Genomic DNA, 21932 nt, shown 5'->3' on the forward strand with positions numbered 1-21932 from the left:
ACTTTTGTCGCGGTTCCGAGCCCGCTGGACCCAGTCCGGCGGGTTTTGTCGTTTTGGGGCCGGCAACCACCGAATATGGTTCGACGGCAATCAGGGGTTGACCTCAGTTTTCCACATGGCATTTTGATTGTGAGAGACGCGGTTGTGGTGTGGGCGCATCTGGCGATCCGGCCGGCGAGGTATTGTCTCTGAAAAAGGCAGTGCCCCCATGTTCGATGATCTTACCGACAAGATCTACGAAGCGGCCTTCGTGCCGGATCTGTGGGCAGCTGCGCTGGAAGCAGCCAGCGGGCTTTCGGCCTCGGCCACCGGTGCGATCTTCCTGTTCAGCGACGGATCCCCGGTTCGCGGCCGGTTGAGCGGCGGATCTCCCAGGCCTGGCAGTTCCCTCGAAGCCGTCCGCTCCCTGTTCGATGAATTCGTCGCTGGCGACAGCTGGAAATTCTCCAATGCGATTCAGCGCATGTGCAGCCTGCAACCGGCGAGTTTCGTGCAGGTCGAAGATTTTCTGACTGCCGACGAGCTTGAGCATGATCCGGTGCGGATACAATTGAGGGCGGCGGGTATCGGCGCTCATATCTGTTCGGCGGTTGCCATGCCGAGCGGTGAACTGGTCACGTTTGTCTTTCAACGCTGGACGCGCGATGGCACCTACGATCAAGCAGCGATAGACCGGCTCGACCAGCTTCGCCCGCACTTTTCGCGCGCCGGCCTGGTGTCGGCGCGGCTGGGCATGGAGCAAGCCAAAGCGAGCGTCTCGGCGCTCGAGGCCCTTGGTCTGCCGGCTGCGGTGATGACCGCTTCGGGACGCGTGCTGACGGCCAATGTCCTTCTGGACAATATGCCATCCGTTTTCATCGCGACGGCTCATGGTGGCATCGCGCTTGCCAATGCATCCGCCAATTCTCTTTTCCAGGAAGCCATCACCCATAATCGCCAGGATCGTGTCGTGCGCTCCATCCCCATTCCTGCCAGGGAAGGCCAGCCGGCGCTGGTCATTCATCTCCTGCCGCTGCGCCGTGCCGCGCACGAGATCTTTTCCGGTGCCGACATTCTGGTTGCGGCGACGGCGATGAGCGCCAGCGCCACCGTGCCGTCGCCAACCCTGCTTGCCGGCCTGTTCGATCTGACGCCCGCCGAAGCGCGTCTTGCCGCCGCACTCGCGCAAGGGCGGCCTTTGAAAGAGGCAGCGGCAAGCTCCAACGTCACCATCAAAACCAGCCGCACCTATCTCGAGCGGATCTTCGCCAAGACCGGGACGCGGCAACAAAGCCAGCTTGTCGCTTTGTTGAAGAGCGCGGAACTGCCCAGCCGCGGATGAGAAGAAGGCAGCTACAGCCGCCGCTCAATGCCCAAATGCGGAGAAGCCGAGCGCCACCAGGGTCCCTCCCAATGCGATGTCCGCATGCTTTCGAAAACGATTGTAAAATCGCTGCGCAACCGGTTGGGAGATGCAAAGGCCGAGCAGGCCAAACCAGGCAATGGCAATGGCAAAAACCAGCACAGCCAGGGATAGGTGCGTTGCCCCGCGAGCAGCCAGATTCAGTGTGGAGGACGCGAAGAACAATGCGGTCGCAGGATTTGCCACTGCCGTGACAAAGCCCAGCCGAAAATATCGCCTGATTGGAAGGGGCTTCGGCACGTCGAAGCCAGCCCTGATCGACAGCGCCCGCCTCATCGAGTTCCAACCGATGAAGACCAGCAGTGCACCGTAGAGGCTGGCAGCCATCTGGTGTGCGAGGCCCCCCAATGGCAACGCTCCGGCGCCAGTCGCGACGATGGCCGCCAGCGAACTCGCGCCCAAGGCAACACCGGTGGCGGCAGACAGAGCCGTGGCGCGCGAAGCGGTTAGCGCGGCTTGCGTGACGACGGCGAAGTTGGCGCCGGGCAGCATTGCCACCAGCGCATAGGAAATGGCGAATGGAAGCAACCCCGCCGCCACGGCGTGTCCGGTTTCGAACATCGACTTTCCCCGCATCGGCAGCGGCCCACCTCCTCAAGGAGGGTCGCTGCAATCGAGGGCGGAACTTGCACGGAATGCTTTGCCTCCGACAGTCGGCATATGCCGACTGTCGGGTTCCAAAAACCAGGTTGCTACCTGCGCCCGCTGAGCGGTTCGGTGCTCTTGAGCAGCGCCACCAGTTCGCTCTGCTGGCGGGTGCGGGTCTTGGAGAATATCCGTTCGAGATAGGTGCGACCGGTTTTTACCGTGATGTTGGAAGTGGCGGCGGCTTCCTTCAGCGACCGGCCCGACGCCAATGCCGTTGCAAGCCGCGCTTCGGCCGGCGTCAGGCCGAACAGCTCACGGAGATGCATCTCGAAACCATCAGGAATGCGGCGCGCGACCTCGGTCACCATAATCACCGCGCAGCGCTCCGACGCCAGGCCATAGGCGCGGGCATCGATGAAGGGTGCCACCGACAGCACCAGCCGCGCCAGGTCGGACCGCTGGCGATCGGACGGCACCAGCAACGTCCCGCCGGTTCCCGGCATGACGCCGTCGCGCAGCGAGCAGGTATCGATGACGAGCCGTTGCAGTTCCTGCGTATCCCTCGCATTGGCGGCGACGATCGTGCCTTCGCTCAGTGTCAGCGGGCTGTCCGGCCGAGCCAGCATCGCTTCGGCGGCCTCGTTCATCTGCGCGATCTGCTGATGGCCGTTGACCAGGAAGACGCCGAAGGGCAGATGCGAAAAGGCCGATGCCAGCGCCGATGTTTTCTCCAGCTGCCGACCGATCTGCCCGGCGCGCAGCATGTGCGGCACGATCTTCTGCAACAGCTCGATCTCATGGCCGCCGAACGCTTCCTGCCTGACGCCGCGATTGATGTCGAGCAGCCAGTGCGCGCCGTTGGAGGCGAGCAGGTTACAGGCGAGCCCACGATACATGTCGCGCGGCCTCAGCCAATCCTGCCAGAGTTCACGGCGGCGGTATTCCGTCTCGTCCGATGTCGGCGGCCAATGGCTGACCGTGCCAAGGGGCAAGCCGGCTGACGCCCCGGCCAGGGGATCGCGCAGAAGGGCTTCGACGCCTTTTTGCGATATGAGTTCCGGATCGAGGTCGGATGCGACAGCGTCGAGCGTTTGCGGGCTGATGCGCACGATGCACGAGCGCGAGCCACCGAACAGGTCGCGCAGGCCGGTCACCGCGTCGAACCAGCGTTCCTGGTCGTAAGCGGCCTCATAGACCTTGCCGACCACGGCGGTGACCGCTTCGATGCTGACGTCAGCCGTTGGTCTTGCGATCCTTGGGATGATCGGTTCTCGCGAGGAAGCCTAACACACGGAAACGCTCGTGCAAGTTGCATTGCCGCTGGGTCCGGTCACGCCGCCCCCGAATTCCAACTCATCGATAATTAGCAAAAATGAATATGTTGCCTTGCGGTAACAGCTTGGCCCGACAACACAATTACCGCGTCATAAAGCGCCGAACAGTCGTCATATGACGACTATTCGGGCCGTCGCGCGACCGTCAAGTTCGCGTCGTTGCTCCGGTGGAGTTTCATCCGACGTCTAACTGAACAAGCGCTGTGAGATCGCCGGCATGGATGCAGTCCGGCTCCAGGCAATTTCACGGCGTCATTCTCGGGGGTGGATATTGATTTTCTCTTCGAAGATAAGCCCGTCAGTCATGCTTGCGGGGACGATGCTGCTGCTGACGACCGGCAGCGGCTTTGCGCAGTATCGCTGTCTGGTCGACGACGGCACCGACGGTGGTGCGACCTCTTCCGGGCCGAACGGTTTTGCATGTGGTCCCCAGGCCAGCGCCAACCCGCCTGATCCGGCGAGCCCCACCTTTGGCTTTGCAACGGCTGTCGGAACTTTGGCCAAGGCTGAGGGGGATATATCGACCGCAGTGGGGACTTTCGCAACAGCCAATGGACTGGGCTCCAGCGCGCTCGGCGCGAGTTCCAAGGCGACGGGCCGACTGTCAACCGCGACAGGCGCTTACGCGGAAGCAACGAGTTCGCAGGCCACCGCCACGGGTTACCATGCAATAGCGTCAGGCCCTGATGCCACCGCGACGGGACAGGGCGCCCAGGCCACGTCGCTCTATGCGACTGCAACCGGTTCTGGAAGCAAGGCCTTGGGCTACGGTTCAACGGCAACAGGCTACGACAGCCAGGCGAAGGGATCCACAGGAGAGGGAGGGGCAACGGCTACCGGAATGAGCAGCAAGGCACTGGGGGATTACTCGGTTTCGAATGGCTATTCCGCGTCGGCTTACGGAGACAACAACACCGCTGTTGGAGCGCAAGCCATTACCGGCGGAACTTCAACAAACAGCTTCCAGAACAGGGCGAACACCGCATTGGGCAGCGGCGCCTCGGCGGGCATTTCCGCCGATGGGCAAGTGAATTCGACGGCGGTCGGAGCCGGCGCCGCGGCCAATGCTTCGAATGCCTTGGCGGTGGGCAGCGGTGCGAAGGCCAATCTCGACAATTCCGTCGCCATCGGCCAGGGCGTTGTGGTCGACCGCACGAATCAGGTTAAGCTCGGCAGTGCCACGAACACCTATACGCTATCGGGGGTTGCCTCGGACGCCAGCAGGGCTGAGCAGGTTGGCGTCACGCATCTGGTGACCACGGACGGCGCCGGCAATCTGGCGACATCCACCTTTGACATCGCAGCGTTGAACGACCTGCCAAACAACATCGCGGCTCTCGACGGGCGCGTCGGCGCGTTGGAGTCCGGCTTCCAGAACCTTGGCGGCGAGATCAGCGAAACCCGCACGGAAGCCCGTGCCGGCACGGCGCTGGCGCTGGCGACGGCCGGGCTGCGCTATGACGACAGGCCCGGCAAACTGTCGCTGGCCGGCGGCTTCGGTCATTTCAAAGGACAATCGGGGCTGGCGCTCGGCCTTGGCTACAACACCAGCGAGGAGTTCCGCATGAACGCCGCCGTATCGGCAACCACCGGCCGTGGCGACGTCGGCGTCAGCGTCGGAGCCTCATGGACACTGAACTGACGCGGCCGGAATGATGCGGGGTTTGGGGCGTCAGCATTCCGTGCCGTTGCAGTGGCGGGCGCCCGGTTGGCGGACTTCGGGCGCCCGCGGTTTTTTCGCCGCATTGGCCATCGCGCTGATGGCCGTCGCGGTGCCTGCGCAGCCGGCACATGCGCAAGCCAAGGAAAAACGGGTGGGGCAAAAGGCGGCGCGGCCCGCCGGTATCGACCGCAATGGCGTGCTGATCCTGATCCGCGGTGCGCTTCTGGCGCTCGACCAGGCCAACAAGACCGGCAACTACACCGTGCTGCGCGATCTAGGCTCGCCGAATTTCCAGGCCAACAGTGCAGCCCAGCTAGGCGACATCTTCGCCAACCAGCGCAAGCAGGCGCTCGACTTCGGCGCGGTTGCGGTGCTCGAGCCGCAACTGACTTTGCTGCCGCAGATCGAGCCGAACGGTATGCTGCATATGGCTGGCTTCTTCCCGTCGGTTCCCTTGCAGGTCAATTTCGAGCTTTTGTTCGAGCCGGCCGACCGGCAGTGGAAGATCTACGGCGTGTCCGTCAACCTGACATCAGGTGGCCCGCAAGCGCCCGACACGCCAGTGGCCGAACAGCCGAACCCAGCCGATGCCGGACCGCCGCCGGAGGGGCCGTCGATGGCCGTACAGCCGAAGAAAGAAACCAAACCGGTCAAGCCGTAGCGTGTGGAGCTTTCATGCGCTGATTCCTGTCGGGAGCACCTGAGTTGGCCGATGAAAAAAGGCGCCAGAGGTACGTTTGCATACTCGACCCGACCAACGCATGGACGGTCTGGGATTGCGAGATGGAGATGCCGGCCTCACTGGCAGGCCAGCATCTGACCGGCCGGCCAAAGGAACGAGCCGAGGCTGCCCGCGCAATTCTGGAGCGTATCCACAAAAGCAAGATGGATGGTGGCAAGCCAAATCAGCTCGTCGATTAATCGTGCCTTTTGCACTTCATGGCGAGACCGCTGTCACGGATCGGCCAACTGGCGCGGGTTGGAGGCGGACCTTCGGGCCGACGGTTTTCGTGCGGCTTGCCGCCCCCACTTGTCGGTAAATTAGCCGAATGGAATGTGTATCCCCGATGTAACAGTCTGGCTTCCGCAAGCCGTCATTGGCGGCACAAAACGGCGGACGGTCGTCATATGACCACTAGGAAAGCCGGCCGCATTCGATCAGCCATTGGTAGGAAACACCTACGATCGCTTCGGCTCCCGCCGAGGGCGATCTGTCGGGATCGGGGCGGGGGCAGTAGTACATGAATCTCAACAATCGCAATCGTCGCTATCGCAACCGCTTGCTGGTCGGCACGGCGATGGCCGGGGCGACGCTGCTCGGCTTGGGCCAAGTGGCGAGCAGCAAGAAGCGCACTGTCACCACGGTAATGGCAAGAAACTTCTGGAGGCCGCATGGTCAAGTCAAAGGTCGATTTCCACACGAAGCATGAAAGCGGTTTTGCGCCCACACAGGGATGTAAACTGCCATTCGATACGGATCTTCTGGAAGGCGAGGCCAAGGCGCGAGAGAAATTGCTTGGCAAGCAGAACGCTTTCCTTTCCAAGACAAGACGTTCCGCCAAAGACGTCGACCATCTGATCGAAGAGATGGTCGCATTCGAAAAGATCCGGTCCGGGCAGTATTGGCGGGACTATCGGGCGGACCTGATTGCGCGGAACGTGCGATCGGCGGTTGGCAAAACAGGATACTTGCTCGATCTGGGCAGATTGTCGCAACGACCAGCGACCAGCACGGTTATGATACCACGCCTCGATATACCGGACCTGGGGCCGGTTCCTTTTGGTCCGGTCGAACGGGGGGAATTGCTGAGGATCGACCTGAACACGGTCGATCGAGGAACCTACTTCGACAAGTGGTTCAACTATAATGGGCGGTGGACGCTCACCCAACTCTACGATCATGCCGTGACCGATCCGGTACCGCTCTCAATGGGTTTCGTCAGTGCCAACAATCTGGACCCATACGATTCGGATGGCCTGCGCGCCACGAGCGAGACCGGCATCTGGTTCACCTATGTGCCGGACATGGACGGCTACATAACGGTTTTCTGGCTATCGGACCGCGTGACCTATCGCCTGTTCAGACAATACTATCCGCGCGATGCGGACGGCTGGGCGAATGGTTGGCTCTCGGTGGAAGGAGTTGTCGGCATCTGGACGAAAAATTCATTCGCAGGTCGCGACTACGTCGAAATCTCGAGCAGCAACGGCAATGCGCACGATACGCTACAAGCGAGCGAGGTCCTTTTCATTCACAACAGTACATACCCCGTCCAGGCGGGAAAACCGGTCCATGTGCTTATCGGAACGCGGTCGAAAGTCTTTAGTGTTTGCCACAGGACGGGCATCAATTTGGGGGCCGGCGTTGTCGCGCGAATTGATCACCCCATCACCGTCTTCACGCGAGCGGAGCTGGAGCCATATTCGCCGTTCTACTGAACCTGGATGACAACTGGGCCGCCACCGTTTTGCGACATTCGAACTGGGGTGAGGTGGGAGCTGTCGGGCCGATAACCGACAGTGCGGAAAGCCGGCGCACGATTTTTGCGCCGTCCGTCGAACAAGGGCGGCCGCGTCCGGGCGATCTGGTGGTCTTGGGAGCGCGCAGCGCACGCGGTGCGGTCTTTGCTCCAAAAACGTTGCGAAACGACCCGAGAGCGGTTATACAGACCGCGAATTCCCATTTTGGTGGCTCTAAACCACCGCCCGCGCGGGAACGCGGGCGAACGAGAAGGATTTGTAAAATGGCCAATACCCTGCTGATGCCCAAGGCGACCGCCGTCTGGCTGGTCGACAATACCGCACTTTCCTTCGAGCAGATCGCGCAGTTCTGCGGGCTGCATCCGCTCGAGGTCAAGGCAATCGCCGACGGCGAAGCGGCGCAAGGCATCAAGGGCATGGACCCGATCATGACCGGACAGCTGACCCGCGACGAGATCGCGCGCGCCGAGAAGGACCCGAACCAGCGCCTGAAGCTTTCGGACCCCAAGGTGCGGGTGCCCGAATCCAAGCGCAAGGGTCCGCGCTACACGCCGCTGTCGAAGCGCCAGGACCGGCCGAACGCGATTCTGTGGCTGGTGCGCAACCATCCCGAACTCAAGGACGCGCAGATCTCGCGCCTCGTCGGCACCACCAAGTCGACGATCGAACAAATCCGTGAGCGCAAGCACTGGAATTCGGCCAATCTGCAGCCGATGGACCCGGTGACGCTGGGCCTCGCTTCGCAGATCGACCTCGACATGGAAGTCAATCGCGCCTCGCGCGGCCGCGAACAGGCGCAGCCGGTCGGTGACACGCTGCTGCCGGCGGCCTTGACCGAGCGGCTGGTGCCGGCTCCCGAGAAGCCGAAGGATGAGGATGCCGAACTCGACGCCAACGCCGTGTTCGCCAAGCTCTCGGCCCTGAAGTCGAAGAACACGGACAATGACGACGACGAGTAAGGTTGTCTGACATTCCGCTAAAAAGGCCCGCTTCAAGCGGGCTTTTTCAGCTGCGTCAGGTCTCAGCTTCGCGCGGCGCGGTCCGGCGCCATGCCATAGTCCTCGCTGCGCTCCACCGCCCGGTAGAAGTCGGCAAGTTGCTTGCCGCGCTCCGGCTTGAAGATGCGGCCGGCGATGACCACAGAGGCGATGCGATCGATGCGGAAGGCGCGGAAATCGTCGCGCATCTCGCACCAGGCGACCAGCGTCCACACCTTGCCCCAGAACCACAGGCCGAGCGGACGGATATCGCGGGCGGTGCCGCGGCCGGCCTCGTCGGAATAGTCGATGGTCAGCACCTGACGCTTTTCGACCGCGCGCTCGATCAGGTCGATCGCCTCGCGGGCGGCGTCGCTGACCACCCACATCGGCGTGTGGATCTCGGTGCGCGCGATGCGGTCCTTTTCGGCATCGGGCAGGACGGCGCCGATCTTGACCAGCGCCTCGTCGGCAGCACGCGCCATGGCGGCACCGCCAAAGGCGCGCACCATACGGGCGCCGGCAACCAGCGCGACGATCTCGTCACGCGTGAACATCAGCGGCGGAAGATCGAAACCCTCCCTCATCATGTAGCCAACGCCGGCCTCGCCGTCGATCGGCACCCCGGTCGACTGCAAATCGGCAATGTCGCGATAGATGGTTCGCTCGGAAACCTCGAGCCACGTGCCGAGCTTCTGGGCGGTGACCAGTCGGCCACCGCGCAGATGCTGCACGATCTGGAAGAGCCTGTCGGCGCGGCGCATCGTATGGTCCCTCGGCGTTGTCTCTATGCATGTCGCCCAAAACTGGCGTCCACCTTTGGGCAACATGCATCGTGTTTTCGCGCATGCCGTTATCCCAAAACCGCAGAATACCTTTGGGCGGCATGCCTCATGGTTTCAGCCCTTCGCGCTTGCGCTGCGCGGCGACGAACTCCGCGCCGAAGGACAGTTTCTTCGTCGTCGGCGTTTTCGCATCGAGCACGCGCCAGAACGGTGCCACGTCACTCAGCGTCATGCCGCGCTGGAGGTCCTCGTTGGCGGCTTCGGCAACAGTGCGCAGATGATAGCCTATGGTGACCGGGCATGTCACTTCGGCGCCATGCTCGACGGCAAGTGCTGTACGCAGCGCACGCACATCCATCGCGACGCCTTGGGGAATCGAGCGGATGAAATCATCGACCTGACGCGCTGTCGGCACCAGCATAGGCTGGCCTTCGACGACACCGGCCATCGTGCGCGGCGTCGGCTTCACGCCATTGACGCCTGGTGTGCTCAGTCTGTCGTTCCAACTCTTCATCGATCGTCCTTTCGACCGCCGATGCACGGATGTCTGAGGTTCGCACCATTGCACGCCCCTCCTGACAGCATACTGTCAGGAGGCTTCGGCATACTCCTTGGCGAACAGCGTTCGCATCCGCGCGAGATCGCTGCCTCTTTCGGGGTAGAGCGTCTTCAGAAAGGCGAGCGCGAAGGTGCCCGGCGCCGAGCCTGGCGCGGAAACAATTTTGCCGTCGGCCACGGCATGCGGCACATCCTGATAAAGGCTGTCGCCGGCATAGCCGGCCTCATGACCATTGATCCAGTCGCGGCCATTGCTGGTATGCCTGGCCTTCTCGAACAGGCCGGCGCGGGCTAGCGCCAGCGTTCCGGCGCAGATACCGCCGACCACGCCGCCGCGCGATGCAATGGCGGCAAGAAGGTCGCCGACATCAGGCGGTGCCTTGCCGGTCCACTGGTCGGAACCAATGACCGCAATGGCATCGAGGACGGCATTCTCGCCGGCGCCTGTCGAGCGATCGGGCGTCAACCGAAAGCCGCTAATCCCGGTCACTGGGTTGCCATCAGGCGTCAGCGACACGGCACGGGCGCCAAACCATTCGACCGCCGAGGCCGCTAGCAGCCCATACTCCCAGTCGGCAAAACCTTCGATGAAAAGGAAACCGATCGTCTTCTGTTCGGGCATAAGCTCGCTCCCATCCTCACGCACCGGACCTGTTATCTGGGCGTTGACGCGCCCACATCCGCCGGGTCGAAAAATAGGCTTCAATTGGCGCGAGGGCCACGGTCCGCGTACATGTCCGGCCAGCCGATATCCTTGCGGATGTCCGCCGGCAGCGAGTTCATGAACCGCTGGGTGCGGATCTCGTTGCGTATCGTGCGGATCTTGCCGACATAGTGCTGCATGCCGCGCAGAATGGTGTAACCGTTCATGGCTTAGTCTCCTCTCTCTGTGTAGGGACACTATCGCATACCCCTCCTGACAGCAGTCTGTCAGGAGGATGTCAGGGCGTCAGACAATAGTTACGGCCGGTGCGCGCGCCGCAGGCAAGGCATCGCTTTCGCCGCATTGAACGGTGCCTCAAGGCAAGTTTGCGACTTCCGATTGTTCATGGCGACGACGTTGTTTTCGGCGCCGCTGTTCAGCTTCCGGCGACGGACTGTCGGAATACGCAGCCTTCAGCGCGGTGACCGCAGGTCTGATATGAAGGGAGAAAATTCTTCCCCAACAGCAGGGAGACGACGATGAGCTTGCAACTGACAGGTATCCACCATCTGACCGCCATCACCGCCAATGCGCCGGGCAATCTTCATTTCTACACCAAGGTGCTGGGTCTGCGGCTGGTCAAGAAGACCGTAAACCAGGACGACACCTCGGCCTACCACCTCTTCTATGCCGACGGCGAAGCGACGCCGGGCACCGACCTTACCTTCTTCGACTGGCCGGTCGGCCGCGAGCGGCGCGGCACCCACAGCATCGTGCGGACCAGCCTCAGGGTCGGCAGCCAGGAGAGCCTTGCCTGGTGGAAGCAACACTTGACCGACGAAGACCTGGCAACAGGAGAGATCACCGATGTCGGCGGCTATGCGTCGTTGGACTTCGAAGATCCCGAGGGCCAGCGTCTGCGCCTGGTCAGCGATGGCGGCAAGGGCGGCAGCCATCCCTGGGCGCAAAGCCCCGTACCGGTCGAGCACCAGATTCGCGGGCTCGGGCCGATCGTCATCAGCGTTCCCGACATCACCAACACCGAGGCGGTGGTGACCAAGGTGATGAATATGCGCAAGGCACGCGACTATGTCTCGCCGGAGGGGCAGGTTCACGTCTTTGAAATGGGAGAGGGCGGGCCGGCGGCGGAGTTGCATGTCCTGGTGCAGCCGGGACTGGCGCCGGCGCGGCAAGGCGCGGGTGCGGTTCACCATGTCGCCTTCAGGGCACCGGACCAGGAGACGCTGCATCAATGGACGGCGCGGCTGGCGGAGTTCCGGCTGCCGTCGAGCGGCGAGGTCGAGCGCTATTATTTCCGTTCGCTCTACTTCCGCGAGCCGAACGGCATCCTGTTCGAGATCGCAACCGACGGGCCGGGGTTCACCGCCGACGAGCCGCTGGAAACGCTGGGTGAAAGCCTGGCCTTGCCGCCATTCCTCGAGCCGAAACGGGCTTCGATCGAGGCTGGCCTCAAGCCGCTGAAGTAGATCGCGCGCCGGTCAAGGGCAGGCGCCGCGTTTCCGGTTCGGGATCGCGGCGCCTGTTCTTTCTCAGGCAGCAAAAGACGCGCTTTGACAGCCGGCCGCGTTGCTGGTCAAAGGCGGCATGTCGAAACTCCTCGCGCTCGTGATTGTTGGCATCATGGTCATCCAACTGATCAAGCCGCTCGGCTGGCCGGGGCTGAAACGGCGCAGCGACTTCTGGAAGCTGGCGCTGCTGGCTATGGCGGCGATCTCGATAACAGCCGTGCTTGGGCATTGGACATAGACGGCACCTGGGGCAAGGCGGACCGCTGCCAGCCTTTCAGTTAGCCAGGACCGGACCAACCAGATGCTCCGCCCAGGCTCGATAACCCGCTTCCGAGGCGTGAAAGCCGTCCGAGGCAAAGCCGGCTTCCGGATTGGTGATCGGCAGGCGCGGCGCCGGCACCGCGCCGCGCTCCAGGCAAAGGCGTTCACCCATCCGGTTCATTTCGGTGGCGCGGATTTCGAGGATCTTTCCGAGCAGCGGCGGCATCGCCGGCGCCCGCGTGAATTCCAGCACCGGCGACCACACCACCCGTGCCTCCGGCCATTTGGCACGGAGCGCATAGAGCAGGCCGCCGAATTCCTTCTTGAAGCGCGGTACGGAGTGAAAATTCTTGGTGTCGTTGGTGCCGATGGCCAGCACGATATGCGTCCACGGATCGGCCGACAGATTGGGCAGGACATGGTCGCGGATCTGGCCCGACGTTGCCGAATTGAAGCCGGCCGCCCGCCAGCGCACGGCGCGGCCTGTGCTTTGTGAAATCAGCACGGCGAGCTGCGCGGCGAGCCCATCTTCCGAATTGCCGATGCCGACCGAAGCGGCGGACGAATCGCCCAGCACCAGAAGCGAGATATCAGGCGTCTTGCCTGATATTTCGTGCATGACCGGCCCTTGCGCCGGCAGCATGCGCGTGGTGCGGCGTCGCACGCCGAGGCCTTGCCAGATGTAGACCGGGAAGGCGAGCCAGGTGAGGAGGGCCGGGAAGCGCATGGGAACACCGTTAAACGATCAGCTGCAGCCTTAGCCCATGTTTTGGCCGACGGGAACGATCTTCAATCGCAGCAATTCGCCTGCCCCGCTTGCTTGCCCTGATATTCATCATGCAGGCGCACCCAATCCATCAGGCCGTGATAAGGGCCGTTCTCGTTGCGGCCCTTCGGGGTCATGTCGAGATAGTCGTAGGCGCCGATCTGCGCCTCGCCGCCGCGGGCGCGCGACATGAAGGTGAGGAAGATGTCGCTGTTCTCGTCCCGGTAGAAAACGCTGGTGCCGGGAAGCTCCTTCGATGTCCGTGGACGGGTCTCGAAATTGTAGGTGGTGTCGCCGGCGGCGATCTGCCTGTCGGTGAAGGAGACCTGCATGTCGAAGTTGAAATCCGACGCATAGGACGACACCCAATCGAACTTCCAGCCCATGCGCTGCTTGTAAGGCAGAAGTTCCGCCAGTGGCGCGCGCGAAACCACGACCAGCGACACGTCGTGATGCCGTAGATGTTGATTGGCGCCGTCGATATGGTCGGCAAGGAATGAGCAGCCCTCGCAATGATGGACGCAGCCCGGCCCGAACATGAAGTGATAGACGATCAGTTGGCTGTTGCCGGCAAACAGGTCGGCCAGTCTCTTCGGCCCTTGCCCGGTCTCGAAGACATAGTCCTTTCGGATCTTCAGCCAGGGCAGTTCACGTCGCTCAGCCGCGATCCGCTCGCGAAGCCGCGTCAGTTCCTTCTCGCGTGCCAGATGCGCCTTGTGGGCCTGGAACCAGTCTTCGCGCGAAACGATCTTGTTGCGATGCATGAACCTCTCCCTGAATGTCATCCCAAGGACGTTGGGGATGGGCGCAACCCGACATCGCCCGAGAGGAAATAAGGACGGAGAGGCTCCGCCCCAAGCCCGGCAAGTCACAAACAAAAAACCCGGGCGCATCGGCCCGGGTTCGAAGGAGGAAGAAAGGACTCTGATCAGGCGGCCTGTTCCAGGCTCGCCTTCCATTTTCCGAGCGCTGCCAGATGGTTCATGTGGGCGCGATGGGTGAAGGCGGCCTGACCGGCAGGAACGTTCGCGGCCTTGCCACTCCAGGCTTTCTGTGGCGCGGCCTGCAGCGCGCGACCATAGGAGAAGGTCAGCTTCCACGGGTGCGGCCCGATGGCGTTGATGGCGTTGAGATTGGCGGTCGCCTCTTCGTCCTCCTGGCCGCCGGACAGGAAGGCGATGCCCGGCACCGCTGCCGGCACTGTCTCGCGGAACAGCTTTATAGTCTTCTCCGCGACTTCTTCAGGGCCGCTCACCTTGCCCGATTTCCTGCCGGCCAGCACCATGTTCGGTTTCAGGATAGTGCCTTCCAGCACGACGCGCGCCGCATGGAGCTCGTCATAAAGCTTGATCAGCGTTGCCTTCGAGATCTCATAGCAGGTGTCGATGTCGTGGGCGCCGTCCATCAGCACTTCCGGCTCGACGATAGGCACGATGCCGGCCTCCTGGCAAAGGGCTGCGTAGCGGGCGAGTGCATGGGCGTTCGAGCCGATCGAGTTGGCCGAGGGCACGCCCTTGCCGGCGTCGATGTCGATCACCGCGCGCCATTTGGCGAAGCGGGCGCCGAGCTTATAATAGTCGGCGAGGCGCTCGCGCAGGCCATCGAGACCCTCGGTGATGGTGTCGCCGGGAAAACCGGCCAGCGGCTTGGCGCCGGCGTCGACCTTGATGCCAGGGATGGCGCCGGCCGCCTTGATGATGTCGACCAGCGGCGTGCCGTCGGCGGCCTTCTGGCGGATCGTCTCGTCGTAGAGGATGACGCCGGAAATGTAGCGGGTCATCGCCTCCCTGGTGCGGAACATCATCTCGCGGTAGTCGCGGCGGCTGTCGGCGGTCGATTCGACGCCAATGACGTCGAAGCGCTTCTTGATGGTGCCGGAACTTTCGTCGGCGGCCAGCAGGCCCTTGCCATCGGCGACGATCGCGGCGGCAATGTCTTCGAGACGTTCGCTCATTGTTGCTTCTCCTGAAACGGTTGTTCCGCGCTTAACGGAAGTCTACCGCCAAAGGAATGGCATCGGAAAGCTCCGAATCGATTTGAAAGCCTCAGGCGCCTTGTTCGCTCTCCGAGTGCTGATCGCCTCGGAGCCTCAGCGCTTCAACACGTCGACGCCGGGCAGCGGCTTGCCTTCCATCCACTCCAGGAAGGCGCCGCCGGCGGTCGAGACATAGGTGAAGTCGTCGGCGACGCCGGCATGGTTGAGCGCCGCCACCGTATCGCCGCCGCCGGCAACCGAGACCAGCTTGCCTTCCTTGGTGCGCGCCGCCGCATGCTTGGCCGCCGCCACCGTCGCATGGTCGAAGGGCGCGATCTCGAAGGCGCCGAGCGGGCCGTTCCAGACCAGTGTCGCGGCGCGGTCGATCCATTCGCCGATGGTCGTCACGGTTTTGGCGCCGACATCGAGGATCATGCCCTCGGCCGGCACATCGGAGATGGCGACGGTCTCGCAGGCTGCGCCCGCCTTGAACTCCCTGGCGACGACGCCGTCGATCGGCAGGATGATGGCGCAGCCGGCCTCGGCCGCTTCGATCATGATCTGCTTGGCGGTCGCGGCGAGATCATGCTCGCACAGCGATTTGCCGACATTGGTGCCGCGCGCGGCAAGAAAGGTGTTGGCCATCCCGCCACCGATGACGAGGGCATCGACCTTCTTCACCAGGTTCATCAGCAGGTCGATCTTGGTCGAGACCTTGGCGCCACCGACAATAGCGACGACCGGACGGACCGGTTTTCCCAGACCTTTCTCCAGCGCTTCGAGCTCGGCTTGCATGGTGCGGCCGGCAAAAGCCGGCAACAAGTGCGCCAAGCCTTCCGTCGAAGAATGCGCGCGGTGCGCGGCCGAGAAGGCGTCGTTGACGAAGATATCGCCATTGGCGGCGAGTTTTTCGGTGAAGGCCGGGTCATTCTTTTCCTCGGCCTTGTAAAAGCGGGTGTTTTCGAGCAGCAGCACGTCGCCCTTGTTCATCGCGGCGACAGCGCTTCCGGCCGTGTCGCCGACGCAATCCGAGGCGAAACCGACGGGGCGGCCGAGCACGTCGGCTGTCGCCCTGGCGATGGGTTCCAGCGAGAATTCGGGCGAGGGGCCATCCTTTGGCCGTCCGAAATGGGCGAGCAGGATGACCTTGGCACCCTTGGCCGATAGTTCGGCGATGGTCGGCGCGATGCGTTCGATGCGGGTGGCGTCGGTGACTTTGCCATCAGTGACAGGCACGTTGAGGTCGACGCGCACCAGCACACGCTTGCCGCTGATGTTGCCGATATCGTCGAGTGTCTTGAAGGCGGCCATGCGGGTTCCTTTCGCGAAAAACCGGGGGACCATACCCCGCATCGGTGACGATGCAAGGCTTAGGGCGCGCTCGAACCGAAATTTTGAAGGGGGCACGTCCTTGCGCCGGCGGGCGGATGAATGGCAGCGCTCAATAGCGGGTTTGTCAGCTTTCGGTTGCTGCCTTTTCGGGCGCTGGCTCCGGGCCCGGTTTCTCGTCCGCCCGCGCCTCGGCCTCCTGCGCCTCGGCCTCCTGCGTCTCGGTCGACTTGCGCCAGTTGCGGATGAAGGCGGAGAGGCGGTCGCCGATTTCGCCGGCGCTGAGGAAGACCGGCACGCGCGCCACCGGCGCGGTCGGCTCGAACGACAGGCCGAGGCCTATGATCTTGCCCTTGTCGTCGACGTCGCGGACGATCAGTTCTATCGGGCCGATCAGGACGCGGTCGGCATATTCGGCATGACCGCCGAGCCGCGCCGTGACCAGCGCTCCAACGGTGAGTTTTTGCTCAGCTTCGGTCAGTCCCGGCGTATAGGCCGCTTCCAGTTCGGCGGCGGAGCGCGCGGGATCGACGGCGAAGGCGCCGAAGAAATCGGCATCCTCGGGATCGACCACGGCACGGCTGGCGAACAGCTTGTCGAGCAGGCGCGGATAGCGGTCCGGGACGAAAATGTAGACCTGGTCGCCGGCGGCGAGCCGGCCCATGTCCTGGAAGCGCATCGAGCGGCCGTCGCGCAGCACCAGCGAGGGCCGCGCCCAGCGTGGGATGCGCTCGCCGCGGGCCACCGGGCTGCCTGGTGCGACCCGATAGGCAAGAAGCTCGTGATGGGCGGAGCCCGGCAATTCAAGCTCGACCTTGTCCAGCGGTCCGAGCCGCGCCGGCACGATCAAACCGAGGCGGCGCGCCAGCGGTCCGACCGTCCAGCCCTGGATGACCAGCGATACCAGAACGATGATGAAGGCAGTGTTGAAGATGACACGGCCATTTTCCAGGCCACCGAGCAGCGGGGTGATGGCAAGCAGGATCGACACCGCGCCGCGCAGGCCGACCCAGGAGACGAAGGCGACTTCGGGGCGCGGCATGCGGAACGGGATCAGGCACAGCCAGACGGCGACCGGCCGCGCCACGAACATCAGGAACAGGCCGAGCAGCACCGCCGGCACCATGATCGCCGGGAACTGCGACGGCGTCGCGAACAGGCCGAGAATGAGGAACATGATGATCTGGGCCAGCCACGACATGCCGTCCTGGAAGCGCTTGAGGATGGTGACGGCGCGGATATCGGAATTGCCCGAGATGAGGCCGGCGATATAGACCGCCAGGAAACCCGAGCCGCCAATGGCGCCGGCGGCCGCAAAGACCATCAGCGACAAGGTCAGCACGAAGATCGGCAGCAGGCCGTGGTCGAGATTGAGCCGATCGACGAGGCGCACGATGGCAAGGCCGCCGAGCACGCCGACGACCGCGCCAAGGCCCATGTTGAGGAGGAAGCCGAGGAACAGGCTGGTGACCAGGACGTTGGTCTCGGGATTGGCATGCGCGGCGATGATCTCGACCAACGTGATGGTCAGGAAGATGGCGATCGGGTCATTGGTGCCGGATTCCACCTCGAGCGTCGAGCGCACGCGTTCGCGCAGATTGATCTCGCCGGCTCGCAGCAGGAAGAACACGGCGGCCGCATCGGTGGAGGCGACGGCGGCGCCGAGCAGGAAGGATTCCAGCCAGGTGAGGTCGAGCAGATAATGGGCGGCGGCGCCGAACAAGCCGGTGGTCAGAATTACGCCGAAGGTCGCCAGCGACAACGCCGGGCCGGCTGCCTGCCGCAAGGCGTTGAGCGGCGTGCCGAAGCCGGAATCGAACAGGATGACGGCCAGCGCCAGTGAGCCGGCAAAATAGGCGATGCGGGCATTGTCGAACTGGATGCCGAGACCGTCGGTGCCGGTGGCGAGGCCAATGCAGAGAAACAGGAGCAGAAGAGGGGCGCCGAAGCGGAAGGCGATCAGGCTCGAAAACGCGGCGGCGACGACAAGCGCTGTGCCGACCAGCGTGACGAGATAGATCGCATGCTCCATCCTGAAATCAGCCCCTCAAATTCGTCTGTCTCCTGCTTTGCGAGAGAGTGGGGCGAAGACGTGACCAGTGCAAGGCGGCAGGGTGGCTTTTTGGCCTATGCCGCTGATTTTCGGATGTTTTGGCGCCGGCGACACAATTTGGGAAGGCGCAAGCTGCGCTCATGAAAAACGCCCGGGCAAAGCCGGGCGTTCCAAGTCTCGAAAAGAGAGCTTTGTGATCAGGCGATGGTCTTGCCGAAGGCGACCGATGTGTCGCCCATGCGGTTGGAGAAACCCCATTCATTGTCGTACCAGGACAGCACCGATACGAAGTTGCCGTCCATGACCTTGGTCTGGTCGAGCGCCATGATCGAGGAGCGCGGATCGTGGTTGAAGTCGATCGACACGTTCGGGTGATGGGTGACGCCGAGAATGCCCTTGAGCTTGCCGTTGGAGGCGGCGATCACCGCTTCGTTGATCTCCTGCACCGTGGTCGACCGCTTGGCGATGAATTTGAAATCGACGACCGAGACGTTCGGGGTCGGCACGCGGATCGAGATGCCGTCGAGCTTGCCCTTGAGGTCGGGCAGCACCAGCCCGATCGCCTTGGCGGCACCGGTCGAGGTCGGGATCTGCGACAGGGCAGCGGCGCGGGCGCGGTAGAGATCCTTGTGCATGGTGTCCAGCGTCGGCTGGTCGCCGGTGTAGGAGTGGATCGTCGTCATCATGCCTTTTTCGATGCCGACCGTTTCGTGCAGCACGGCTGCCAGGGGCGCCAGGCAGTTGGTGGTGCACGAGGCATTTGAGATGACGATATGATCCTTGGTCAACTGGTCGTGGTTGATGCCGTAGACCACGGTGAGGTCGGCGCCTTCGGCAGGGGCCGAAACGATGACGCGTTTGGCGCCAGCGGTCAGATGCGCGGCGGCCTTGTCACGTGCGGTGAAGATGCCGGTGCATTCGAGCGCGATGTCGATGCCGAGTTCCTTCCAGGGCAACTGCGTCGGATCCTTGATCGCGGTGACCTTGAACGTCTCCTTGCCGACGGTGATCTGGTCGCCGGATACCGAGACTTCATGCGGGAAGCGGCCGTGCACGCTGTCATAGCGCAAGAGGTGCGCATTGGTCTCGACTGGGCCGAGGTCGTTGACGGCGACGACGTCGATGTCCCTGCGGCCGGATTCATGGATAGCGCGCAGGATGTTGCGGCCGATGCGGCCAAATCCGTTGATGGCAACTCTGACGGTCATAATTCTCTCCCTGGGAGTTGGAGGGCGGACGAGGGGTCCGCAGTTTCATAGCGGCGGAAGCAGAAAGAATCCAGCCGCAGTGGCGTGGATTTAAATCGATTAAGTTAGGCCAGACCGGCGAAGCCGCATGCGCGGTTCCGCCGGACTGATTTTGGTTTGTGCATGCCGTTGGCCCAAAACTGCGATACAACTTTGGGCGGCATGCACAGGCCCTACTTGGTATGCAGGCGGGCTTCCGCCGCCTTGGCCGCAGCCTCGGCGGTAATGCCGAAATGCGGATAGAGTTGCTCGATCGTGCCCGAGGCGCCGAAGCCGGTCATGCCGACGAAGATGCCGTCGGAACCGATCAGATGATCCCAGCCCTGGCGGATGCCGGCTTCGATCGCCATCTTGATCGGCGCATTGCCGATCGTCTTTTTGCGGTAGTCGTCGCTCTGCTGGTCGAACAGTTCGAAGCAGGGAACCGAGACGACGCGGGTCGGATGGCCGTGCTTTTCCAACAGCTCGCGCGCGCCAAGCGCGATCTCGACCTCGGAGCCGGTGGCGAAAATCGTTACCGCCGCCTCGCCGCTGGCGGCGGCCAGCTCATAGGCGCCCTGGCTGCTGAGGTTCTTGGCCGAGAATTCGGTGCGCACCGTCGGCAGGTTCTGGCGGGTCAGCGCCAAGGTCGACGGCGTCTTTTCCGACTCGAGCGCGATCTGCCAGCATTCGGCGGTTTCGACCGCGTCGGCCGGGCGGAAGACATTGTGGTTGGGGATCGCGCGCAATGCGGCGAGATGCTCGACCGGCTGGTGGGTCGGGCCGTCTTCGCCCAGACCGATGGAATCATGGGTCATGACGAAAATCGAGCGGATGCCCATCAGCGATGCAAGCCGCATCGACGGGCGGGCGTAGTCGGAAAAGCACATGAAGGTGCCGCCATAGGCGATGAGGCCGCCATGCAGCGTCAGGCCGTTGAGTGCGGCCGCCATGCCGTGCTCGCGGATGCCGTAGTGGACATAGCGCTGGCCATAGTCGTCTGGCGTGATGTTCTTGGTCTGGCTGGTCTTGGTGTTGTTGGAGCCGGTCAGGTCGGCGGAACCGCCGATGGTCTCGGGCACGGCGCCGTTGATGACCTCCAGCGCCATCTCGGACGATTTACGGGTGGCGACCTTCGGCTTGTCGGCGACAAGCTTCTTCTTGTAGTCGGCGATGACGGCGCCGAAATTGGACGGCAGCTTGCCACTGAGGCGGCGTTCGAACTCGGCTTTCAGCTTGGCGTCGGCCTTGGCCAGGCGACCTTCCCAGTCGGTGCGCGGCTTGGCGCCGGCCTTGCCGGCGGTGCGCCAGGCGTCGAGGATGTCGGCCGGAATCTCGAAGGGCGGCGAATCCCAGTTGAAGAACTTGCGCGCGCCGGCGATCTCGTCAGCGCCGAGCGGCGAACCGTGCGCCTTGTTGGTGCCGGCCTTGGTCGGTGCGCCGAAGCCGATGGTCGTCTTGCAGGCGATCATGGTCGGCTTGTCGGAATGGCGGGCAGCTTCGATGGCATAGGCGATGGCTTCCGGATCGGTGCCGTCGATATGGCTGGCGTTCCAGCCGGAGGCCTGGAAGCGGGCGACCTGATCGGTGTTGTCGGACAGCGAGACCGGACCGTCGATCGAGATATTGTTGTTGTCCCAGAAGACGATCAGCTTGTTGAGCTTGAGGTGGCCGGCAAGCGCGATGGCTTCCTGGGAAACACCTTCCATCAGGCAGCCGTCACCGGCCAGTACGTAGGTGTAATGGTCGACGAGGTCGTTGCCGAAGGCTGCGTTCATGATGCGCTCGCCGAGCGCGAAGCCGACCGAATTGGCCAGACCCTGGCCGAGCGGGCCGGTCGTCGTCTCTATGCCGGTGGCATGGCCGTATTCGGGATGGCCGGCGGTCTTCGAGCCCAACTGACGGAAGTGCTTGATCTGGTCGAGGGTCATGTCCTCGTAGCCGGTCAGATGCAGCAGCGAATAGAGCAGCATCGAGCCATGGCCGGCAGACAGGATGAAACGGTCGCGGTCGGCCCAGTGCGGGGCCTTGGGATCATATTTCAGGAAGCGCGTGAACAGCACCGTGGCGATATCGGCGCAGCCCATGGGCAGGCCGGGATGGCCGGAATTTGCCTTCTCGACGGCGTCCATGGAGAGAAAGCGGATCGCATTGGCCATCCGGTCATGTTGTTCACGCGACGTCATGGTTCCTCCAGAAGTGGGGGTTTGGGGGCTTGGGAGAGCCCTTGAAAAGGGTGCGCGACACATAGCAGGCGCGGGCTTTTAGTCAACAAATCGGGTGCACATTTGCCGGTCTTGTGATGCCGGCGGCGGACCTACATTAGCGTTAGCGGGGGACAGTCGCGAGAGCTTTGTTGACG

General features: G+C 63.1%; 22 protein-coding genes. 9 read left to right on the forward strand and 13 right to left on the reverse strand.

From position 1 onward, the window contains the following. Nucleotides 1–208 precede the first annotated feature (208 nt). Nucleotides 209–1321, forward strand: coding sequence for a helix-turn-helix transcriptional regulator (locus tag LB558_RS17220; protein ID WP_224698681.1), 1113 nt, complete (start codon nucleotides 209–211; stop codon nucleotides 1319–1321). A gap of 24 nt (nucleotides 1322–1345) precedes the next feature. On the opposite strand, the gene LB558_RS17225 is transcribed toward LB558_RS17220, so the two are convergent. Together LB558_RS17225 and LB558_RS17230 are read right to left on the reverse strand one after the other, a co-directional pair. Continuing rightward, a complete protein-coding gene (locus LB558_RS17225) occupies nucleotides 1346–1963 on the reverse strand; it encodes a LysE family transporter (RefSeq protein ID WP_224698682.1) in 618 nt (205 codons plus the stop codon). 131 nt (nucleotides 1964–2094) lie between these two features. Continuing rightward, nucleotides 2095–3198, reverse strand: coding sequence for a LuxR family transcriptional regulator (locus tag LB558_RS17230; protein ID WP_224698683.1), 1104 nt, complete (start codon nucleotides 3196–3198; stop codon nucleotides 2095–2097). A 445-nt stretch (nucleotides 3199–3643) separates the two neighbouring features. Between LB558_RS17230 and LB558_RS17235 the strand changes: the two genes are divergently transcribed. The 6 genes from LB558_RS17235 to LB558_RS17260 all read left to right on the forward strand — a co-directional run bounded on the left by LB558_RS17235 (nucleotide 3644) and on the right by LB558_RS17260 (nucleotide 8427). Then, nucleotides 3644–4966 (forward strand): YadA-like family protein, encoded by a 1323-nt coding sequence (locus LB558_RS17235; protein ID WP_224698684.1) that lies wholly within the window; start codon nucleotides 3644–3646, stop codon nucleotides 4964–4966. Between the two features lie 10 nt (nucleotides 4967–4976). After that, the gene (locus LB558_RS17240) at nucleotides 4977–5648 is read left to right on the forward strand and encodes a hypothetical protein (protein ID WP_412033476.1); all 672 of its coding nucleotides are present in this window, start codon (nucleotides 4977–4979) and stop codon (nucleotides 5646–5648) included. A 44-nt stretch (nucleotides 5649–5692) separates the two neighbouring features. After that, nucleotides 5693–5908 (forward strand): hypothetical protein, encoded by a 216-nt coding sequence (locus LB558_RS17245; RefSeq protein WP_224698685.1) that lies wholly within the window; start codon nucleotides 5693–5695, stop codon nucleotides 5906–5908. 320 nt (nucleotides 5909–6228) lie between these two features. Further along, nucleotides 6229–6417, forward strand: coding sequence for a hypothetical protein (locus LB558_RS17250; RefSeq protein WP_224698686.1), 189 nt, complete (start codon nucleotides 6229–6231; stop codon nucleotides 6415–6417). Continuing rightward, nucleotides 6380–7426: a hypothetical protein gene (locus LB558_RS17255; protein ID WP_224698687.1), complete on the forward strand. Its 1047-nt coding sequence runs from the start codon at nucleotides 6380–6382 to the stop codon at nucleotides 7424–7426. Before LB558_RS17250 ends, LB558_RS17255 begins: the two co-directional genes overlap by 38 nt. Nucleotides 7427–7731: 305 nt before the next feature. Beyond that, nucleotides 7732–8427, forward strand: coding sequence for a DUF1013 domain-containing protein (locus tag LB558_RS17260; RefSeq protein ID WP_013529237.1), 696 nt, complete (start codon nucleotides 7732–7734; stop codon nucleotides 8425–8427). 62 nt (nucleotides 8428–8489) lie between these two features. On the opposite strand, the gene LB558_RS17265 is transcribed toward LB558_RS17260, so the two are convergent. From LB558_RS17265 to LB558_RS17280, 4 genes are all read right to left on the reverse strand, one after another. Next, nucleotides 8490–9209 (reverse strand): helix-turn-helix transcriptional regulator, encoded by a 720-nt coding sequence (locus tag LB558_RS17265; protein ID WP_013529238.1) that lies wholly within the window; start codon nucleotides 9207–9209, stop codon nucleotides 8490–8492. Nucleotides 9210–9336: 127 nt separating this feature from the next. After that, complete coding sequence (locus LB558_RS17270) at nucleotides 9337–9744, reverse strand: hypothetical protein (RefSeq protein WP_224698688.1); 408 nt, start codon at nucleotides 9742–9744, stop codon at nucleotides 9337–9339. Nucleotides 9745–9819: 75 nt separating this feature from the next. After that, a complete protein-coding gene (locus tag LB558_RS17275) occupies nucleotides 9820–10410 on the reverse strand; it encodes a DJ-1/PfpI family protein (RefSeq protein ID WP_224698689.1) in 591 nt (196 codons plus the stop codon). 80 nt (nucleotides 10411–10490) lie between these two features. Then, nucleotides 10491–10658, reverse strand: a complete 168-nt coding sequence (locus LB558_RS17280; RefSeq protein WP_224698690.1) for a hypothetical protein — start codon at nucleotides 10656–10658, stop codon at nucleotides 10491–10493. Between the two features lie 312 nt (nucleotides 10659–10970). Between LB558_RS17280 and LB558_RS17285 the strand changes: the two genes are divergently transcribed. Further along, nucleotides 10971–11918, forward strand: a complete 948-nt coding sequence (locus LB558_RS17285) for a ring-cleaving dioxygenase (protein ID WP_224698691.1) — start codon at nucleotides 10971–10973, stop codon at nucleotides 11916–11918. Nucleotides 11919–12036: 118 nt separating this feature from the next. Further along, nucleotides 12037–12198, forward strand: coding sequence for a hypothetical protein (locus tag LB558_RS17290; RefSeq protein WP_082525434.1), 162 nt, complete (start codon nucleotides 12037–12039; stop codon nucleotides 12196–12198). A gap of 36 nt (nucleotides 12199–12234) precedes the next feature. Here the strand turns inward: LB558_RS17290 and LB558_RS17295 are convergent, their stop codons facing one another. The 7 genes from LB558_RS17295 to tkt all read right to left on the reverse strand — a co-directional run bounded on the left by LB558_RS17295 (nucleotide 12235) and on the right by tkt (nucleotide 21756). Next, on the reverse strand, nucleotides 12235–12948 hold the full coding sequence (locus tag LB558_RS17295) for an SGNH/GDSL hydrolase family protein (protein WP_224698692.1): 714 nt from the start codon (nucleotides 12946–12948) through the stop codon (nucleotides 12235–12237). A gap of 62 nt (nucleotides 12949–13010) precedes the next feature. Continuing rightward, the gene (locus tag LB558_RS17300) at nucleotides 13011–13751 is read right to left on the reverse strand and encodes a DUF899 domain-containing protein (RefSeq protein ID WP_224698693.1); all 741 of its coding nucleotides are present in this window, start codon (nucleotides 13749–13751) and stop codon (nucleotides 13011–13013) included. A gap of 164 nt (nucleotides 13752–13915) precedes the next feature. Next, a complete protein-coding gene (locus tag LB558_RS17305) occupies nucleotides 13916–14941 on the reverse strand; it encodes a class I fructose-bisphosphate aldolase (protein ID WP_224698694.1) in 1026 nt (341 codons plus the stop codon). Nucleotides 14942–15076: 135 nt separating this feature from the next. Beyond that, entirely contained in the window at nucleotides 15077–16273 is a 1197-nt protein-coding gene (locus LB558_RS17310) for a phosphoglycerate kinase (RefSeq protein WP_224698695.1), read from the reverse strand. A gap of 145 nt (nucleotides 16274–16418) precedes the next feature. Next, on the reverse strand, nucleotides 16419–18323 hold the full coding sequence (locus tag LB558_RS17315; RefSeq protein WP_224698696.1) for a potassium/proton antiporter: 1905 nt from the start codon (nucleotides 18321–18323) through the stop codon (nucleotides 16419–16421). A gap of 218 nt (nucleotides 18324–18541) precedes the next feature. Then, the gene (gene gap, locus LB558_RS17320) at nucleotides 18542–19552 is read right to left on the reverse strand and encodes a type I glyceraldehyde-3-phosphate dehydrogenase (protein ID WP_127260437.1); all 1011 of its coding nucleotides are present in this window, start codon (nucleotides 19550–19552) and stop codon (nucleotides 18542–18544) included. A gap of 212 nt (nucleotides 19553–19764) precedes the next feature. Further along, the gene (gene tkt, locus LB558_RS17325; RefSeq protein WP_224698697.1) at nucleotides 19765–21756 is read right to left on the reverse strand and encodes a transketolase; all 1992 of its coding nucleotides are present in this window, start codon (nucleotides 21754–21756) and stop codon (nucleotides 19765–19767) included. Between the last annotated feature and the right edge of the window lie 176 nt (nucleotides 21757–21932).

This window comes from Mesorhizobium sp. CO1-1-8, from assembly GCF_020164875.1.
Lineage (GTDB): Bacteria > Pseudomonadota > Alphaproteobacteria > Rhizobiales > Rhizobiaceae > Mesorhizobium.

Coding starts and splice junctions, on each gene's coding strand:
- LB558_RS17220 (WP_224698681.1), top strand. CDS start 209: ATGTTCGATGATCTTACCGACAAGATCTACGAAGCGGCCTTCGTGCCG.
- LB558_RS17225 (WP_224698682.1), bottom strand. CDS start 1,963: ATGTTCGAAACCGGACACGCCGTGGCGGCGGGGTTGCTTCCATTCGCC.
- LB558_RS17235 (WP_224698684.1), top strand. CDS start 3,644: ATGCTGCTGCTGACGACCGGCAGCGGCTTTGCGCAGTATCGCTGTCTG.
- LB558_RS17240 (WP_412033476.1), top strand. CDS start 4,977: ATGATGCGGGGTTTGGGGCGTCAGCATTCCGTGCCGTTGCAGTGGCGG.
- LB558_RS17250 (WP_224698686.1), top strand. CDS start 6,229: ATGAATCTCAACAATCGCAATCGTCGCTATCGCAACCGCTTGCTGGTC.
- LB558_RS17255 (WP_224698687.1), top strand. CDS start 6,380: ATGGTCAAGTCAAAGGTCGATTTCCACACGAAGCATGAAAGCGGTTTT.
- LB558_RS17260 (WP_013529237.1), top strand. CDS start 7,732: ATGGCCAATACCCTGCTGATGCCCAAGGCGACCGCCGTCTGGCTGGTC.
- LB558_RS17265 (WP_013529238.1), bottom strand. CDS start 9,209: ATGCGCCGCGCCGACAGGCTCTTCCAGATCGTGCAGCATCTGCGCGGT.
- LB558_RS17270 (WP_224698688.1), bottom strand. CDS start 9,744: ATGAAGAGTTGGAACGACAGACTGAGCACACCAGGCGTCAATGGCGTG.
- LB558_RS17275 (WP_224698689.1), bottom strand. CDS start 10,410: ATGCCCGAACAGAAGACGATCGGTTTCCTTTTCATCGAAGGTTTTGCC.
- LB558_RS17280 (WP_224698690.1), bottom strand. CDS start 10,658: ATGAACGGTTACACCATTCTGCGCGGCATGCAGCACTATGTCGGCAAG.
- LB558_RS17285 (WP_224698691.1), top strand. CDS start 10,971: ATGAGCTTGCAACTGACAGGTATCCACCATCTGACCGCCATCACCGCC.
- LB558_RS17290 (WP_082525434.1), top strand. CDS start 12,037: ATGTCGAAACTCCTCGCGCTCGTGATTGTTGGCATCATGGTCATCCAA.
- LB558_RS17295 (WP_224698692.1), bottom strand. CDS start 12,948: ATGCGCTTCCCGGCCCTCCTCACCTGGCTCGCCTTCCCGGTCTACATC.
- LB558_RS17300 (WP_224698693.1), bottom strand. CDS start 13,751: ATGCATCGCAACAAGATCGTTTCGCGCGAAGACTGGTTCCAGGCCCAC.
- LB558_RS17305 (WP_224698694.1), bottom strand. CDS start 14,941: ATGAGCGAACGTCTCGAAGACATTGCCGCCGCGATCGTCGCCGATGGC.
- LB558_RS17310 (WP_224698695.1), bottom strand. CDS start 16,273: ATGGCCGCCTTCAAGACACTCGACGATATCGGCAACATCAGCGGCAAG.
- LB558_RS17315 (WP_224698696.1), bottom strand. CDS start 18,323: ATGGAGCATGCGATCTATCTCGTCACGCTGGTCGGCACAGCGCTTGTC.
- gap (WP_127260437.1), bottom strand. CDS start 19,552: ATGACCGTCAGAGTTGCCATCAACGGATTTGGCCGCATCGGCCGCAAC.
- tkt (WP_224698697.1), bottom strand. CDS start 21,756: ATGACGTCGCGTGAACAACATGACCGGATGGCCAATGCGATCCGCTTT.